We start from the raw sequence: 16,550 nt of genomic DNA, 5'->3' as shown, positions 1-16,550 counted from the left end.
GTTCCTTTCATGGCATGATCCCGGAGAGCTTCCGCCTTCCGGGATCATCAGGAATTTAAGTTCGTTGCCGGACGGATTAATTCGGATTTGCCGCCAAAACAAGGCTCGTATTCTGTCCGCCGAAACCGAACGAGTTGGAAAGTACGGCAGAGACCTCCGCCTGACGCTTCACATTCGGCACGACATCAAGCGGGATAGCCGGGTCCGGATTGTCGTAATTGATGGTCGGCGGCAACGTGCCGGTCTGGATCGTCAGAAGCGAGAAGACGGCTTCGATGGCGCCCGCTGCGGTCAGCGTATGGCCGATCATCGACTTGTTGGAAGAAACCGGGATGGAGGCAAGCCTTTCACCGAATACGGTCGAGAGCGCCAGATATTCCATCTTGTCGTTTTCCGGCGTCGAGGTGCCGTGGGCGTTGATATAGGAAATCTGATCTTCGGTCAGGCCCGCATCTGCCAGCGCGGCGCGCACCGTGCCGATGGCAGGCGAGGCGTCCGGCTTGGAGCGTGTGCGATGGAAATCATCGGCCTTTTCGCCGCAACCGGCCAGAATGCCCAGAACCCTGGCTCCACGCGCAACTGCGCTTTCAAGCGATTCCATGACCAGTGCGCCGGAACCTTCCGACATGGCAAAGCCGTCGCGGTCCTTGGAGAAGGGCTTGGAAGCCTTTTCCGGCCTGTCGTTCTGCGTCGAAAGGGCTGACAGCAGCGAGAAGCGAATGAGCGCTTCGGCAGAGACGGAACCATCGGTTCCGATAGAGAGAACCCGGTCGCTTTCGCCGCGACGAATGGCTTCCACCCCGAGCTGGATCGCAGTCGCGCCCGAGGCACAGGCGGTCGACAGCGTGATCGGCAGGCCGCGCGTGCCGAAAGCTTCCGACAGGCGTTCGGCGATATAGCCGAACTGGGTCGTGTTGAAGAGTTCGTCCTGACGCGCGCGACGGCAGGCTTCCAGCAGAAGCTGATAGCTTGCCGGGCCTTCATTCTTCACGGTTGCGTCGAGTGCAAAGCGGCTTTTCCAGTCGAGTTCGACCGGGGGCGCCGCCAGGAACAGCGGACCGCCGAAATCGGTCGACGAAAGCCCGGACTGGGCGAGGGCTTCCTCACCGGCGAGTCGGGCCAGCGCTTCGGAAAGCGCCGATGCGCCCACATCGCTTTCCGGCAGGAAATCAACCGTTCCGGAAAAGCGCGTATTGAGATTGTCGGTAGGAAAGCGGGTGATGGTGTGGATGCCCGACTTGCCGCTGGTCAATGCAGCCCAGTTGTCTTCCTTGCCCTGACCGAGCGAGGAAACCACGCCAGCGCCGGTGATGGCGACAATGGGACGGCCGAGATGGTCTGTATATTTCGTCATCTTATACTCTCACCAGCTTTGCTGCGCCTTCGGCACGCGTTGCGCCGACGATGGTGACAATTGCCTCGCTGACAGGGCCACCGGCGTCCTTTTCAAAGGCATCGAGCGGCGCGAAAGCCTCGCCCTTCCAGACCGAAATGGCTGCAAGCGCCAGTGCCAGCGGGAACTGCGCCTCGCGCAAATGGCCGGTCAGGCCGGAAATGCCGCGATAGGATGCCGAGAGAGCGTCCAGCGCGGTTTTCTCCGCGGCGGTCGCCGCATGGGCACCGGAAGCACCGGAAACGACATAGGACGGGTTCTTGCCGTCATTGGCGGCAAGCACGAGTTCGCGGACGGCATTTGCAAGGTCGGCATTGTCGCGACGGATCTGTGCGCTTTCAATCCCGGCGACTTCTGCATAGGCGCGGGCGCCGCGCTTTGCGGCATGTTCGGCGTTTTCGAGAACGAGGAAGACGCCGCCGGAACCGGAGATCATGCCGCCGCCTGCCGAGCCGTCGCGCTCCCAGAGCGGCGCCCAGCCGTCATGCTTGAGCAGACCGCCAAGCTCATGGCCGAGAATCATGTCGAAATGTTCGGCATTGTACGAACCGCCAACCAGTGCATGGGTGCTCTGGCCGGTGCGGATGCGCGCGGCTGCGGTCTCGATGGCCGAAAGGCCGGAACCTTCCTCGCCCATGAAGGTGCGCGAGGAACCCGTGACCTTGTGCACGATGGAAATATTGCCCGCGAGCAGGTTGGAAAGCTGGGCCAGAAACAGCGTCGGGCGCAGTTCGGTCGAGAGCTTTTCGTTCAGCATGACGCCGCGGTCGTTGCGGACGCGGCCTTCGTCCAGAATCTGCATGTCGACGGTGATGTCGCGTTCGCCGCCACCTGCGCCCACGACCATGTCCATGGTCGCGCAGAGCGCTTCATCGTCCTTCATGCCTGCGTCCTGAAGCGCCAGCCCTGCGGCATAGGTGCCGAGGCGCTGCCAGGTTTCCATCTGGCGCTGGTCGCCGCGCTTTGGAATTTGCAGGCTCCAGTCCACTTCGCCCAACGGGTGAACGGTGTAGGGCGCAAAGGCGTGCTTTTCGAGACGCGGTTCGGAACCGGCCTTCGAGAAAGCGTTCCAATGCGCGTCGACCCCTTCGCCGAGCGAGGAGATGATGCCGATGCCTGTGATGACGACTTTATTGTTCTGCATGGGTGCCGTTTGTCCGTCGGTGCTGAGACTGCTCCAGAAACGGAATCAGGGCGAACATTTCTGTCCACCCCTCAATACCGCCATATAATGTGCCGGATCAGCCTTTCTTGGCTGCGACCAGCTCGTCGATTTTCGCGCAGAGGTTCTTGAGAACGAAGTATTCTTCGGTCGGAACCTTGCCTTCGTTCACTTCCTGGGTCCACTGCTCAAGCGGAATCTTGATGCCGAAAGCCTTGTCGATTGCAAAGACGATGTCGAGGAAGTCGAGGCTGTCGATGCCCAGATCGTCGATGGTGTGGCTGTCTGGCGTGATGGTGTCACGGTCGATTTCACTGGTTTCGGCGATGATGTCGGCGACTTTGTCAAAAGTAGAGGACAAGTTTCGATTCCTTTATTCATGGCGGTGCCACAGTTGGCACGCATCTGACTGTTTGCGCGTGTCTAGCGTTTTTCCGGTGATAGGGAAAGTCATAATACTTTCATAAGCACCGGTCTGTCGAAAGCGCATATAAGGCGCGCAACATGCGAAGCGCAACATAAAGGCAAACTCATGTTTTGGAAATATTCTCAAAACCGAGTTATTGCGATGCGGTCAGGGCTCGTTTCTGACCCGCCTGATAAAGTACCACAGACCGACCGCGGCGCAGGCTAACATGACGATCGCCAGCGCATATTGAACCGGTCCGTTCCCCGATACGATCGCTGCGAGGCCCGATACCGCGCTCCCCATCGTACCCAGCGCTTCCGGGTGCATCAAAGCGGATGTGACCGCCGTATCGCCTTGGCGTGCTTTCGTCGGCGCTACATCGTTCAGGGCGGCAACCGGGCGAGGGACGGGCGACTTGTCAGCCAGCGCCAGCGCGCGGGCTCGCACCCGCTCAACGCGCGCCAGCCAGCCTTTTCCGAAGGTGGAAGCCGTCGACAGGCCTTTCAGCCAGGATGCACGGGCGTCGCATAACGCATTGATGATCTCGCCGGCAGGCCGGATGCTCGCAGCCGCAACCGTCTTCGCGCCAATCACGCCATCCTCCGGCACCCCCAGGACGCCTTGCAGCATCTTGGCCGCGCGCCCGGGGCCTGAATTGACTGCAAAGTCAAACACCGCATAGTCGATGCCGGAAGGCAGGTTGTCGCCGTCGATCTTGTTCCAGAACTGCGCCTGATAGATTTTCGTTGCGGTGGCCGCGGTCAGGTTCTGTACATCTTCCGGCGATACGCGATGCCCCTCCCATGCAGACAGGGTGGCGATGGTGATGCCCATATTGGTCGCGCCGCCGGGATCGGCGGGGTTGTTTGCATAACCGCCTTCTTCACTGAAAATATAAGGCATGACTTTCTGGAAATTCGACTTCATTTGAAAAGCCTCTAAATTAGTCTTTAGCCATAATAATCAATAATTTACACGCCATGATAACATCAGTTTCCTCCGGGAAAACAGCCCGAAATTCATCTGTCATCCTGATCGATCAAGTTCTGTTCAAAATCATTATTTGATCATCTTGCATCTTGCGTCCCGCGCATGGATGCGGATTCATGGGCAACTCAACGCTGCATCATTTACAGGCGGGCAAACGTGAATTCGGAAATCTTTGGGTATGCACCGGACGGGCAGGCGGTTCACCGGCTCACTATCTCCAACGGCCCGCTGACGGCCAGGATCATAAGCTGGGGCGCGGCCATCCAGGATTTGCGCATGGAGGGCCACGAAGCCCCGCTGGTGATCGGTTATCGCGACTTTGCCGATTATCCGGCGCATTCGCCGCATTTGGGCGCGATTGCAGGCCGTTCGGCCAACCGTATCCGCAATGCCCGCTTTGCACTGGATGGAACGACCTATGAGGTCGAGCCGAATTTTCAGGGCCGCCACAACCTGCATGGCGGCAGCAAGGGATTGGGCAATCGCGTCTGGAAGATAACCGGGACCGGGCCGGATTTCGTGACGCTTGCCACGGTGGCCGCCGATGGCGAAATGGGCTTTCCCGGCAACCTGAATGTAAGCTGCACCTACATGCTCAATGCGGACGGAACGCTCATCGTGCGGCTGGAGGCCGTGACCGACAAGACGACCGTCTGCAACCTGCTGCATCACAGCTACTTCAATCTCGATGATGGCGGCGAGGGCGATATTCTTGATCACCAGCTTAAAATCGAGGCGGATGCCTATATGCCGGTCGATGAAGCTCTCATTCCGGACGGGCGCGTGCTGCCGGTCAAAGGGACGCCATATGATTTCCGGGATTTCCGCCCGATTCGCTTCGAGGAGAACGGCGCTCAGGTCCAGTATGACAGCAATTTCTGTCTGGCTGCGGCTCGCGGGCCCTTGCGTCCCTGCGCGTCAGTGAAGGGCGCGCGCTCCGGCATTCGCCTCGATATATCGACGACGGAGCCGGGCGTTCAGTTCTATGCGGGCAACACCATGGCCAATGACTGCATCGGCCTTATGGGCAAGCCCTACGGAAAACATGCGGGTTTCTGCCTGGAGCCGCAGATATGGCCCGGATCGCTGGAATATCCGTATTTCCCGCAGGCAATATTGCGTCCGGGCGAGATTTACGCCCAGACCAGCCATTTCAGCTTTTCACGCGAAAGATAATTAGAGCGCATCCCGAAAAGTGTGAAACGGTTTTCGGAAAAGATGCGCGTCAGAACAAGGGATTAGAGCGCATCCCGAAAAGTGTGAAGCGGGTTTCGGAAAAGATGCGCGTCAAAACAAAGGATTAGAGCGCCGAACTGATCCAGTCAGATCGAAACGCGCCCTAATCGGCAAAGGCGGCGCGTGCGGTTTCCATCGGGGCAAGCGCGCCGCGTATCTCGACCACGCGGGCTGCTACCAGATGCGCCTTGCGGGCTGCCTCCACCGGGGCAAGCCCGTTCAGCCGCGCCGCAAGATAGGCGCCGTTGAAGCTGTCGCCTGCGCCCGTTGTGTCCACCGCTTGCGCAACGACGGAAGGGACGAGCACTCTTTCCTCGCCGGTGACGACGAGCGCGGGTTCCGTGCCGTCCTTGACGACGATCTCTTTTACGCCAAGCCCGGCAAGGCGATCAGCGCACGCGCTGGCGTCCTTGTCGCCGAAGAGCGCCTGTTCGTCCGGGAAGGTGGGAAGCGCAATATCGGCAATGCGCATTGCTTCGCTGATGATATCCTGCGCGGCCTTGCGGTCCGGCCACAGCTGGTGGCGGAAATTCGGGTCGAAGGCAATCCGCGAACCGGCGGCGCGACATTGCCGCAGGACATCGAAGAACGTGTGGCGATGCTCGGGCAGGATGATGGCGACCGAAATACCCGAAAAATAGATGATGTCGCGGCCGGTCAGGCTCTTTTCCAGCGCTTCGCGGTCACTGGCCAGACGCCTTGCGGCGGCGTCGCTGCGCCAATAGGTGAAGGAGCGCTCGGCGCCGTTGAGCGTGATTGCATAAAGGCCGGGATGCAGCCCGTCGATGATGGGGCTATGGGCGATACCGATACCGTTGGAGGTCAGGAACACGCGCTGTTTCTGGGAGAAACTGTCCTCGCCGAAGGCGGTCACATATTCGACGGGATAGGATTTTTCCATCAGCGCCCGCATGTACCACGCAGTGTTGAGCGTATCGCCCGCAAAACCCATGCGCCACTGGTCGCCTTCATTGCCAGAAAGCTCGATCATGCATTCGCCGATAGACGCAAATCCGCCCATTTCAGTCTCCTCACTTCCAATGGGGCTAACGCCTATACTAATTTGCGGCTATGTAAAATTGGTTTGTCGGCATTTCGTCAGCTGTCATCCGACCTTTATCGACTTGCCACATTCATTGTGTAAGCATCCGCCGACCGCATCGCTCCCAAACGCGGGACAGCTTTTCAAAAGCGCGATGCATTGCCTGATATTCTGGAGTTCCGCTGACGTCGTGTCGCGAACCTCGCCTAAGGATTTGACATGCGTTATGCGATTTATTTCACGCCGCCATCCAACGATGCGCTTTTGAAGGTTGCCGCAAACTGGCTCGGACGCAATGCGTTCAGCGGCGAGCCGGTAAAGATGCCTGCGATTCGCTCGCTTGCCACCGATGAAATCGCCCAGCTGACCGAAGAGCCGCGCCGCTACGGCTTTCATGCGACGATGAAGGCTCCCTTCCGTCTGGATGAGAAGCACACGGAAAACGATCTGCTTTCCGCGTTGATGCATTTTGCTTCGTCGGCGTCGCCTGTCACGATTCCCCGCCTGAAGCTTCACGCGATTGGGCCGTTCTTCGCGCTTGTGCCCGAAGAACCGGTGGCCGAGCTGAACCAGCTCGCCAACGATGTCGTGGTTGCCTTCGACCGGTTTCGCGCCCCGCTCACCGAGGCGGAAATAGCCAGGCGACGGCCGGAACGTCTCAGCGAGGCGCAGCGGCACAATATCGAGCGCTGGGGCTATCCTTATGTTTTTGAGGAATTCCGCTTTCACATGACCCTGACCGGACCGGTGGAGGAGAAAGACCGCGCTCGCGTGGAGCGGACGCTGGATGAATTCTTCACGCCGCTGCTGGATGACGCCGTGGAGGTTGCGAATCTCGCCCTGTTCGTGGAACCTGAGAAAGGGGCGCCTTTCCAGATTCATTCGCTGCATCCACTGACAGGCGGCAAGGCGGCATCGGCTCGCGCCTCACGAGCGGTTGGGAGGCCGTAACCAATGGGAAATGAAACGGTTCTGCGCAACGCACGCATCGTGCTGGCCGACGACGTTGTCCTCGGTTCCCTGAAGCTCGTGGATGGCAGGATCGCCGATATTTCCGCCGGTGCATCCAGTAGCGGCGAGGATATGGACGGCGACTTCCTGACGCCCGGTCTGGTCGAGCTGCATACGGATCATCTCGAAGGGCATTATGCGCCGCGCCCGAAAGTGCGCTGGAACCCGATTGCCGCCGTGCAGGCCCACGACGCACAGATTGCCGCCTCGGGAATCACCACCGTTTTCGACGCCCTGCGCATCGGCTTCGATGACGACGCCGAAACGGGTATCGACGATATGCGCAAGCTTTCTTCGGCAATTGCCGAGGGCCGCGCGGCGGGGCGCTTGCGCGCCGACCATTTCCTGCATCTGCGCTGCGAGGTTTCAGCACCGGATTGCCTTCCGGCCTTTGAAAAATTCGGCAACCAGCCGCTGGTCAGGCTGGTGTCCCTGATGGATCACGCGCCGGGGCAGCGCCAGTTTACCGATATCGAAAGCTACAAGACCTATTTCCTCCGCAAGCTGAAATTCTCGGAAGAAGAGTTCAGGCTCTATTGCGAGCGCCGTATCGGCCAGTCGCAGCAATATTCCGCACCGACGCGCAAGGCGATTGCCGAACTGTGCCATCAGCGCGGGGTTATTCTCGCAAGCCATGACGACGCGACGGTGGAGCATGTGGCGGAGGCGCAGGCGCAGGGGATACGCGTTGCCGAATTTCCAACGACCCACACGGCTGCCAAGGCTTCAAAAGTTTCCGGCATGTCGGTTTTGATGGGCGCGCCGAATGTGGTGCGCGGCGGTTCGCATTCTGGAAATGTCTCCGCGCGTGAACTGGCCGAGGCCGGAAATCTCGACATCATATCGTCGGACTATATCCCGGCCAGCATGATGCAATCGGCCTTTTTCCTCGCCGATGTCGTGGAAAGCATCTCCTTGCCGCAGGCCATTCGTCTGGTTTCCGCCAATCCTGCGCGCGCGGTGGGGCTGGAGGATCGCGGCGAGATCGTTGCCGGCAAGCGGGCCGACCTCGTCCGCGTGCAGATCGCCGATCACGTTCCGATCATCCGCACCGTCTGGCGCGAGGGGCGGCGGGTTATTTAGCCCACAGGGTCTGGCGCTGTCGGTTCCAGCCCCAGCCTGCCGTCGCTCAGGATATCGAGCTGCAGATTGCGATAGCTCTGGATGCTGAGATGGGAAGTCTGGGGCGAATGCGGATGCGTCGCGGTTACCACGACAACGCTCGCACCGGCGGTTTCTCCGGCAACGATACCGGCTGGCGCATCCTCGAACACAAGGCAGTTGTGCGGATCGAATCCAAGCCGCTTCGCGCCAAGCTGGAAGCATTCGGGGCTCGGCTTGCCGCGCTCGACATCTTCGGCTGACACGATGGTCCTGGGCATCGGCAATCCCGCCGCCGCGACGCGACGGCGCGCCAGTTCGAGCGGCGCGGAGGTTACAATCGCCCAGCGGTCTTCCGGCAGCGCGCTCAGAAACTCATGCGCGCCATCGATGGGCGCGATACCGTCCAGATCGGCCATTTCGGCCTGAAGCAATATTTCCGCCTCGCGGATCGGGTCAACGCCGGGCAGGGCAAGGCGGCGGACGGTTTCCACTGCCCGAACACCGTGGATGGTCGGCAGGAATGTAACCGGATCGATGCCATGGCGTATCGCCCATTCGCTCCACACCCGTTCGGTTGCCTCAATGGAGCTCAATATCGTGCCGTCCATGTCGAACAGAAACGCATCGAATGATTTGCCGAAAGGGGAAAAGGAGGTCACGCCGAATTTCCTTGAACTGGAGCATGTCGCCCGAAAGTGGGAACCGGTTTCGGGATAAAGACATGCTTAAAACAGAAAGATAGAGCATTTCCAACGATTCAATCAAAACAGGAAATGCTCTAGCAAGATGAGAATCGGGAATGCTTCTGCACTCAATCATAGTGCGTCTTGGACGAGAAGACAGTCGTGGAGCGACGAGAGTTTGTCTCTGGTGTGAATTTTTTCTGCGCCTCACTATATAAAGCGCTGGTGGCCCCGATAGCGGCGAAACTTGATCATTTCGATCAATTGTGGCTTTTGGCACCCTTCCGAACTTGAATAAATGTCGAAAGCGCCGACCGCGACTGAATCGCATTCTCAGGATTGTTGTATAAATGACTGAAATAAAATCAAAAAACCGCAACTATCCGAACGTTCGTTTTGCCGTCGCGCCTATGATTGATTGGTCGGACCGGCATTGCCGCTATTTTCACAGGCTCTTTTCCAGCCATGCATTGCTCTATACCGAAATGGTCGTGGCGGATGCCATCATCCATGGCCCGCGTGACCGGTTGCTGGGCTTCGATGCAGCTGAACACCCCGTGGCGCTGCAACTTGGCGGGTCCGACCCGGCAAAGCTGAAAGAGGCGGCGAAGATCGGCGCCGATTACGGCTATGACGAAATCAATCTCAATGTCGGCTGCCCGTCGGATCGCGTGCAGTCCGGTACATTCGGAGCCTGCCTCATGCAGATCCCGGATGTGGTGGCGCGTTGCGTTTCAGCCATGAAGGAGGCGGTTTCCGTGCCCGTCACAGTCAAATGCCGCATCGGCGTTGACGCTCAGGATGTGGAGGTTGCGCTCGATACTTTGGCCGATATGACGCTTGACGCGGGAGCGGATGCGCTTTGGGTTCATGCCCGCAAGGCCTGGCTGAAAGGGCTCTCGCCGAAGGAGAACCGCGAGATTCCGCCGCTCGACTATGATCGCGTCTATCGCCTCAAGGAGCGGCTCGGCGATGTCTTCGTCGGCATTAACGGCGGCATCAATACGCTTGACGAGGCGGAGCAACACTTGCAGACAGTCGACGCTGTGATGCTCGGTCGCGCCGCTTATCACAATCCTGAACTTCTGGCAGAGGTGGATGTGCGCCTTTATGGCGGCGAACAGCGCGATACCTCGATGGCAGACATCATCGACGAGATGTGCGCTTATATCGATCGCCATATCGCGGCGGGCGGCAGGCTGTCGCATGTGAGCCGCCATATGGTCGGGCTTTTTACCGGACAACCGGGTGCGCGGCGCTGGCGGCAAATCCTTTCGACGGATGCCACCAAGCCGGGGGCAACCAGCGATGTGCTGCGTCAGGCCCATGCCGTCGTGACCGAAGCGGCAGCAGAAGCAGCTTAATCGATCAGAATAAGCTGATCGCCACGGACGGTGAAACCGCCGAGCGTCTGCAGAAAATTCATGCCGAGCAGGCTGCCGGTCATCAGCCCTTCCTTCGTCACCATGGCGCGCACATTCTGGCGTTCGATATCGCCGATCTGCAAGGTGGCGATGGTAATGACTGCCGCGCTTGCCGTGCCGTTGGCCGTCATGATCGGAACGGAATAGTTGAGCGAGGCGGTGTCTATGCCTGCGCGCTCCGCATCCTGCTGGGACAGGACGACCGAGGACGCGCCGGTATCGACCAGAAAGTGAACGCGTGCTCCGTTCACACGTCCGTTCACCTCGAAATGGCCGTTTGCAGCCTTTGCAAGCGTTACGGTCAGCGCACCATCGGCATTGCGGCCCGAAATAGGGCTTCCCGGTACCAGCCCCGCCGTGACCCGGCTTGCAACGTCCTGCAACTCGTAACGGTACTGGTAGCCCGCAACGAGGGCGAGAATGATCACGGCCCAAACGGCCATGTTGCGCGCAAAGTCGGTCAGTTTGATACCGGAACCGAGCAGACCGGCGGCAAGCACGACGCCCCAAATGCCCAGATAGGCGGCGCGGGCAAACACGTCATTGTCCATGCCCAGCGTTGAGCCGCCGTCATTGTTGGACATCAGCAGCAGGACAACAACCGCGACTGCCGCAATAATGAGCCAGAAAAAGCGCCCCATCAGCCAATTCTCTTTTCTACGATGATTTCGTGCCTGTCGGCGAGAAGCGACAGGACGGCTGTTCGCTCTTCCGCGCTCATGCTGGACCAGCGTGCGATTTCGTCAAGCGTCCGCGCGCAGCCGAGGCAGAAACCGGTTTCCGTGTCGATCGTGCATACCAATATGCACGGGGATTCGATGGTTGACATATCCATGGATGCAATGTGGTTGCATCAAAGGGCCATGACAAGCCCGGCGAGCACGGCAATCGAACCGATCTGCTGTGCCGCGCCCAGAGTATCTCCCGTCTGTCCGCCTATTTTTGCCATGCAAAGTCGAGCGAAGCCGAAAAGCAGGACGGTCACCAACACCAGCGCATTGATGAGCGACAGGAAACCGCCGGAAGGTATCAGGGTAAGGACAAGAACGGCCAGCCCGATGCCGGAGCCGCAAACAACGGTCTCCCATTGCGGTTGGCCGACGCTGTCGGAAAGCCCGCCCGGACGCGCCGAGGGCAGCGCATGCCAGAACGCAAGCATGCCAGCGCGGCTTGCCGCTTCGCAGCCGATCAGCGCAAGCACTGCATATCCTGCGCCCGCGCGGTCGATGATCGCCATCAGGAAAGACGCTTTCACACCGACAATGACGATCAGGGCAAGCGCGGCGAAAGTCCCGATGCGGGAATCCTTCATGATGTCCAGCCTGCGGTCGGCGGAAGAGGCGCCGAAAAAGCCATCGGCAGTATCGCCCAGCCCATCTTCGTGTAGCGCGCCGGTCATCGCCGCCAGCGCGCCAATCGCGAGCAGCGCACAGGCCAGGGGCGGAAGGTTCATTCCATGGGCCGCATAAAGCACGATGCCTGCCAGCAGGCCCAGCACGGCTCCCGCGAGCGGAAAGGCCCGTGCATTGCGCGGCAACGAATCATCGCCGTTTTCAAACCAGCGTTGCGGAAGCGGCAGGCGGCTCAGAAAGCCGAGGCTGCGGATCGTGTCGCCAAGGAGACTATTTCGCTGCAAGTCACTGTTCCACTTTGTTTCCGACCCGGATTTTCGCGATAATTCGCCTCAATGTTGCTTCAACTCAAAGAGGTGATTTGAAAATTCGCGTCAGTGCTTATAGGACGAGCCCCACGAATTTACATCTCCCATCTTTGATTGGACTGAACCTATGAGCGCCAGCGGCCTACCTTTTGACGATTTCCGGGAACTGATCCGCAATCTGCCGGGGCCTGATCTGGGGGCGGAAAGGGCTGTTCGCGAGCGTGAGGCTACGCTGACGAAGCCCGCAGGTTCGCTGGGGCGCATGGAAGAGATCGCGGCATGGCTTGCCGCATGGACCGGAAAGCGCACCCCGCAGATCAATCGCCCGCTGGTTGCGGTGTTTGCCGGCAATCATGGCGTCACGGCCAAGAACATCACGCCGTTTCCGCCGAGCGTGACGGCACAGATGGTCGAAAATTTTGCCGCCGGGGGCGCTGCGATCAATCAGATCTGCATCGCTAACGATCTTGGGCTGAAAGTTTTCGATCTGGCGCTGGAACACCCGACAGGCGACATAACGGAAGAGCCAGCCATGGATGAGCGCACCTGCGCCGCAACCATGGCTTTCGGCATGGAAGCGATTGCCGGTGGAACCGACCTCCTGTGCATCGGCGAAATGGGCATCGGCAATACCACGATTGCGGCGGCCATCGCGCTGGCACTTTTCGGCGGAACGGCGGAAGACTGGGTTGGACCGGGCACCGGCTCGACGGGTGAGCTGCTTGAGCGCAAGCTTGCCGCCGTGCGCAAGGCGGTTGCGCTCCATCAGGCGCATCTGCAGGACCCGCTGGAGGTTTTGAGCCGCCTTGGTGGCCGTGAAGTCGCGGCCATGGCTGGCGCAATCCTCGCGGCGCGCATGGAAAAAATCCCGGTCATCGTCGATGGCTTCGTGGCAAGCGCTGCTGCGGCGGTGCTCTATGCCGCCAATCCGGAAGCCATCGATCATTGCCTGTTCGGGCATGTTTCCGCCGAGCCGGGCCATCGCAAGCTTCTCGCGAAGATGGGCAAGCAGCCGCTGCTCGACATGGGAATGCGCCTCGGAGAAGGAACGGGTGCTGCGCTCGCAGCCGGTATCGTCAAGGCGGCGGCACTGTGCCATGGCGGTATGGCGACGTTCGAACAGGCTGGAATATCCGGCTCGAAATAACGGTCGCCAGGTCATCAAAAAAGCCCGCTATCGAGCGGGCTTTTCTTTTAAACAAGTGCTTGAATGCGACGAAACAAATATTTGGAGCGGTTCCACGATTCCGTTTTTAACTGGAGCCGCTCTAGTTGTTGTCTTTGTCGAGCACCATGTAATCGAGCGGCAGTTCGGTCGTGTATTTGATCTGCTCCATGGCGAAGGACGACGACACGTCACGAATTTCGATCTTGCTGATCAGGCGCTTGTAGAAGGCGTCATAGGCGGCAATGTCCGGCACGGCCACGCGCAGCAGATAATCCACGTCACCGCTCATGCGATAGAATTCGATGACTTCAGGAAATTCCTGAACCACTTCGGAAAAGCGCTTCAGCCATTCGTGGCTGTGCGAGCTTGTGCGCACCGATACGAACACCGTCACCCGCGCATTGACGCGAACCGGATCGAGAATGGCCACGCGGCGCTTGATGACGCCATCTTCTTCCAGCTTCTGGATGCGGCGCCAGCACGGCGTCGTGGAAAGGCCAACTTTCTTGGCAACGTCTGCCACCGCAAGTGTCGCGTCTTCCTGCAATAAGCGCAGTATCTTCCTGTCGAGCCTGTCCATGCGTTTCCGTTCCCGGTTTTAGAAATCGTTTCCCGAACTTTGCGAATAGGTGAAACGTCATACCTTATGGTTTGCAATGACCGGAAGTTACAGGAAAAATATTCTGATGAAAACGCATGGAGTAAAAATTATTTATCGTCGCCGATGAGGTGTCGCACTTTTGCCTGAAGAACAGGCACCACTTCAGCGTCGAACCACGGATTTCGCTTGAGCCAGCCGGAGTTGCGCCAGGAAGGGTGAGGCAGGGGCAGCGCGATTCGCCCCGCCTGATTGGGCGTCTCCATGAAATGCCGCCAGTTCCTAACGGTCTCGGTCAGATTGCGGCCCCGATAGTCGGGCAGGTGATAGGCAAGGGCGTATTGCCCGACCACCAGAATGAATTCCAGCTGCGGCATCGCGGCGAAAACGCGGTCGTGCCACGTCTGGCGGCATTCGCGGCGCGGCGGAAGATCGCCGCCATGTTTGTCATAGCCCGGGAAGCAGAAGCCCATCGGTACGATGGCGAAGCGTGACGGATCATAAAACTCTTCGCGTGACACGCCGAGCCATTGCCGCAGGCGGTCCCCGGACGGGTCGTTGAACGGCAACGATGTGTTATGGACGCGAATGCCGGGAGCCTGGCTGCAAATGCCGATTTTCGCGGTATCCGAGACGATACAGACGGGATTGGGCTCGTGCGGCAGGGGCGGCGGAAACCGCGGTGTGTCGCGACAGATACGGCAGGCTCGGATCGAGTGTTTGAGCTCGTCCAGTTTTTCCATGAATTCCATCAGCTCCGTGGATAGTTCATTGGGGATAGATCATTTCAATGAAGGTGCGAATGTGGTCCCTTATATAGGTAAACGCATCGCGTATTACAGCCAGCGGCGGTCTGTGTTCGGTTGGCTGTCCAACGTTCGGGCTGTGGTGTTCCTTGCGCCACAGGGAGGGCTGCTCGAATTTTCCGGCCCAGATGCCGCGCTTGCCGCGGCGGGCGTCTCTTTCCTCTCGCTGATAATCGCCATAGGAAACGGCCCAGCCCTGTTCGACCATCCAGCCGTTGAGATCGGTTTCTCCAAGATAACAGCGCGCCAGCTCGCGGCCATACTGATCCCGTCCTTCCGTCTCGCAGCGAATCGAGGACTTGCCGATTCTGGATCGCAGCAGGTTACGGGCTTCCCTGCCGCAATCGTAAGACGTTCCAGCCCGGATACATTGCTGCTGCATCTCCGGCGCGTCGATACCCTTGAGGCGTATATGAATCTTGCCAAGGATTACCGTGTCGCCGTCAATCACATAGACCGGACCCGCCAATGCCTCTCTGGGCGCCGACCGGATCGGCAGATAGGCGATCAGCACGGCTAAAAAAGAAAAAAGCAATATAGTCAAAAGGATACTACAAAAACTTATGCCGTTGCTTTTGCGGGGCTGGCGATAGGGACGTCTGTAGGGACGGCGGTATCTGCTCATGGGTGCGCTTCCCGACTCCCTTGCATCCTTGATTGAGACAGACTGCGGGCTCGTGTCGATGGCGTCAACAGGAGCGGATTTTCGTCCGCAACAACAGCCGGTTTGTTGTCAATTAGCAACAGTCTTTACCGATGCTTTAGGCTAGAAAGAGCTATGGTAGATTTTGCCCATTTCCCGCCACAAACAGGCGTCACCGATCATTGGAAAGGCAGAAGCCACCAAAATATTGGGAGCCGCAAGCTCCAACAGGACAGGCAGGAATGACGAAGGGCGCGTTGTTGCACGGCAAACGGATTGGGAACAGGATGAACCCTGTTCACGCACCTTTTATTCTTTCCCATCATGGCAAGGCTTTTTTCGGCCAAGATCGGGTCTCAGTCTTGACGAAAACAGCGTGCATTCTGTCCTCCATGAATGTTTCCTCCACTGAGTGTGAAAGACCAGCGTTGTGATGCGTATCCGCAGTTTTTCATATAGCGCCCTTGCCATGGCTCTCGGCTTTGCCATTGCCTGCAACAGCGCCTTTGCTTTCGATCTCAATGACGATTCAGAAAAGTCGAGAAGCCCGTTTGAACTGTTCAAGTTCGGCTTCTCCGCTTACAAGAACGGTCATAAGGACGAAGCGATCAAGGCGCTGCGCTATGCTGCGGATCGCGGTCATCAGGGCGCCAAGTGGAAACTGGCCCGCATGTATGCCGATGGCGACGGCGTGCCTGAAAACGACTACGAAGCCTACAAGATTTTTGAAAAGATCGTTCGCGAAGGTTCGGAGCCGGGTTCGGAAAACGATTCCTATGTGGCTGACGCCCTCGTGGCGCTCGCAGGTTATGTAAAGCGCGGCATCCCGGGGTCGCCGGTTCATGCCAATCCGAGCATGGCGCGCGATCTTTATGTGCAGGCTGCATCGAATTTCGGTGATTCCGCAGCCCAGTTCGAGCTTGGCAAGATGCTGCTCGATGGAGACGGCGGAGAACGCAATTCCGTCCAGGCAGCCCGCTGGTTCCAGCTTGCAGCCAAGAAAGGCAATGCCGGTGCGCAGGCCATGCTTGGAAACATGCTGTTTCAGGCTGGGAAGACCGTTCGCGGCCTTGCCATGATGACGGCGGCTTTCGAACGCTGCCCCGCCGAGGATTGCCCGTGGATACGCGATATGCAGGAACAGGCGTTCTCGATTGCCGGTGAAGCGGACCGCCGCAACGCGATCGCTCTCTCTGGCGATTACAAGGGCGATTTCTGATC

18 protein-coding genes are annotated in these 16,550 nt (G+C 58.9%); 6 read left to right on the top strand and 12 right to left on the bottom strand.

From position 1 onward, the window contains the following. Positions 1 to 76 precede the first annotated feature (76 nt). The 4 genes from ABWW28_RS05690 to ABWW28_RS05675 all read right to left on the bottom strand — a co-directional run bounded on the left by ABWW28_RS05690 (position 77) and on the right by ABWW28_RS05675 (position 3,891). Positions 77 to 1,354, bottom strand: a complete 1,278-nt coding sequence (locus ABWW28_RS05690; protein WP_006471775.1) for a beta-ketoacyl-ACP synthase — start codon at positions 1,352 to 1,354, stop codon at positions 77 to 79. A gap of 1 nt (position 1,355) precedes the next feature. Further along, complete coding sequence (locus tag ABWW28_RS05685; RefSeq protein ID WP_112669627.1) at positions 1,356 to 2,537, bottom strand: beta-ketoacyl-ACP synthase; 1,182 nt, start codon at positions 2,535 to 2,537, stop codon at positions 1,356 to 1,358. Positions 2,538 to 2,634: 97 nt separating this feature from the next. Then, a complete protein-coding gene (locus tag ABWW28_RS05680; protein WP_006466638.1) occupies positions 2,635 to 2,916 on the bottom strand; it encodes an acyl carrier protein in 282 nt (93 codons plus the stop codon). A gap of 213 nt (positions 2,917 to 3,129) precedes the next feature. Then, entirely contained in the window at positions 3,130 to 3,891 is a 762-nt protein-coding gene (locus tag ABWW28_RS05675) for a glycoside hydrolase family 108 protein (protein ID WP_112669629.1), read from the bottom strand. Between the two features lie 219 nt (positions 3,892 to 4,110). Here ABWW28_RS05675 and ABWW28_RS05670 point away from each other — a divergent pair, with 219 nt between their 5' ends. Continuing rightward, the gene (locus ABWW28_RS05670; protein ID WP_112669772.1) at positions 4,111 to 5,130 is read left to right on the top strand and encodes an aldose epimerase family protein; all 1,020 of its coding nucleotides are present in this window, start codon (positions 4,111 to 4,113) and stop codon (positions 5,128 to 5,130) included. Between the two features lie 163 nt (positions 5,131 to 5,293). On the opposite strand, the gene ABWW28_RS05665 is transcribed toward ABWW28_RS05670, so the two are convergent. Continuing rightward, positions 5,294 to 6,211, bottom strand: coding sequence for a sugar kinase (locus ABWW28_RS05665; protein WP_112669631.1), 918 nt, complete (start codon positions 6,209 to 6,211; stop codon positions 5,294 to 5,296). Positions 6,212 to 6,451: 240 nt separating this feature from the next. On the opposite strand from ABWW28_RS05665, the gene ABWW28_RS05660 reads away from it, so the two are divergent. Both ABWW28_RS05660 and ABWW28_RS05655 read left to right on the top strand, forming a co-directional pair. Further along, positions 6,452 to 7,183, top strand: a complete 732-nt coding sequence (locus ABWW28_RS05660) for a DUF1045 domain-containing protein (RefSeq protein WP_006471770.1) — start codon at positions 6,452 to 6,454, stop codon at positions 7,181 to 7,183. A gap of 3 nt (positions 7,184 to 7,186) precedes the next feature. Beyond that, a complete protein-coding gene (locus ABWW28_RS05655; RefSeq protein WP_112669633.1) occupies positions 7,187 to 8,326 on the top strand; it encodes an alpha-D-ribose 1-methylphosphonate 5-triphosphate diphosphatase in 1,140 nt (379 codons plus the stop codon). Here ABWW28_RS05655 and ABWW28_RS05650 read toward each other — a convergent pair. Next, positions 8,323 to 9,006, bottom strand: a complete 684-nt coding sequence (locus ABWW28_RS05650; protein WP_112669636.1) for an HAD family hydrolase — start codon at positions 9,004 to 9,006, stop codon at positions 8,323 to 8,325. The genes ABWW28_RS05655 and ABWW28_RS05650 overlap by 4 nt on opposite strands. A gap of 374 nt (positions 9,007 to 9,380) precedes the next feature. Between ABWW28_RS05650 and dusA the strand changes: the two genes are divergently transcribed. Further along, positions 9,381 to 10,394: a tRNA dihydrouridine(20/20a) synthase DusA gene (gene dusA / locus ABWW28_RS05645; RefSeq protein ID WP_112669638.1), complete on the top strand. Its 1,014-nt coding sequence runs from the start codon at positions 9,381 to 9,383 to the stop codon at positions 10,392 to 10,394. Here dusA and ABWW28_RS05640 read toward each other — a convergent pair. From ABWW28_RS05640 to ABWW28_RS05630, 3 genes are read right to left on the bottom strand one after another with little or no spacing between them, the layout of a single operon-like run. Continuing rightward, positions 10,391 to 11,095: a TIGR02281 family clan AA aspartic protease gene (locus tag ABWW28_RS05640; RefSeq protein WP_006466645.1), complete on the bottom strand. Its 705-nt coding sequence runs from the start codon at positions 11,093 to 11,095 to the stop codon at positions 10,391 to 10,393. The two genes, dusA and ABWW28_RS05640, sit on opposite strands and share 4 nt — an antisense overlap. Further along, on the bottom strand, positions 11,095 to 11,289 hold the full coding sequence (locus ABWW28_RS05635) for a DUF1289 domain-containing protein (protein WP_100651154.1): 195 nt from the start codon (positions 11,287 to 11,289) through the stop codon (positions 11,095 to 11,097). Before ABWW28_RS05635 ends, ABWW28_RS05640 begins: the two co-directional genes overlap by 1 nt. An 18-nt stretch (positions 11,290 to 11,307) precedes the next feature. Beyond that, positions 11,308 to 12,090 (bottom strand): adenosylcobinamide-GDP ribazoletransferase, encoded by a 783-nt coding sequence (locus ABWW28_RS05630; RefSeq protein WP_112669640.1) that lies wholly within the window; start codon positions 12,088 to 12,090, stop codon positions 11,308 to 11,310. Positions 12,091 to 12,241: 151 nt separating this feature from the next. Between ABWW28_RS05630 and cobT the strand changes: the two genes are divergently transcribed. Then, positions 12,242 to 13,261, top strand: a complete 1,020-nt coding sequence (gene cobT, locus ABWW28_RS05625) for a nicotinate-nucleotide--dimethylbenzimidazole phosphoribosyltransferase (RefSeq protein ID WP_006466648.1) — start codon at positions 12,242 to 12,244, stop codon at positions 13,259 to 13,261. A 121-nt stretch (positions 13,262 to 13,382) separates the two neighbouring features. On the opposite strand, the gene ABWW28_RS05620 is transcribed toward cobT, so the two are convergent. The 3 genes from ABWW28_RS05620 to ABWW28_RS05610 form a co-directional block, all read right to left on the bottom strand. Continuing rightward, positions 13,383 to 13,862 (bottom strand): Lrp/AsnC family transcriptional regulator, encoded by a 480-nt coding sequence (locus ABWW28_RS05620; protein WP_006466649.1) that lies wholly within the window; start codon positions 13,860 to 13,862, stop codon positions 13,383 to 13,385. 128 nt (positions 13,863 to 13,990) lie between these two features. Then, a complete protein-coding gene (locus ABWW28_RS05615) occupies positions 13,991 to 14,632 on the bottom strand; it encodes a uracil-DNA glycosylase family protein (RefSeq protein WP_006466650.1) in 642 nt (213 codons plus the stop codon). A 16-nt stretch (positions 14,633 to 14,648) separates the two neighbouring features. Next, on the bottom strand, positions 14,649 to 15,311 hold the full coding sequence (locus ABWW28_RS05610; RefSeq protein WP_031345975.1) for a thermonuclease family protein: 663 nt from the start codon (positions 15,309 to 15,311) through the stop codon (positions 14,649 to 14,651). Positions 15,312 to 15,762: 451 nt separating this feature from the next. Between ABWW28_RS05610 and ABWW28_RS05605 the strand changes: the two genes are divergently transcribed. Continuing rightward, complete coding sequence (locus ABWW28_RS05605; RefSeq protein WP_021585046.1) at positions 15,763 to 16,548, top strand: tetratricopeptide repeat protein; 786 nt, start codon at positions 15,763 to 15,765, stop codon at positions 16,546 to 16,548. Positions 16,549 to 16,550: the final 2 nt, after the last annotated feature.

The sequence above is a fragment of the Brucella sp. NBRC 14130 genome, from assembly GCF_040371715.1.
Classification (GTDB): Bacteria; Pseudomonadota; Alphaproteobacteria; order Rhizobiales; family Rhizobiaceae; genus Brucella; species Brucella intermedia.
The sequence above is the reverse complement of the archived record's forward strand: the minus strand, read 5'-3'. Positions and strand labels throughout refer to the sequence as shown.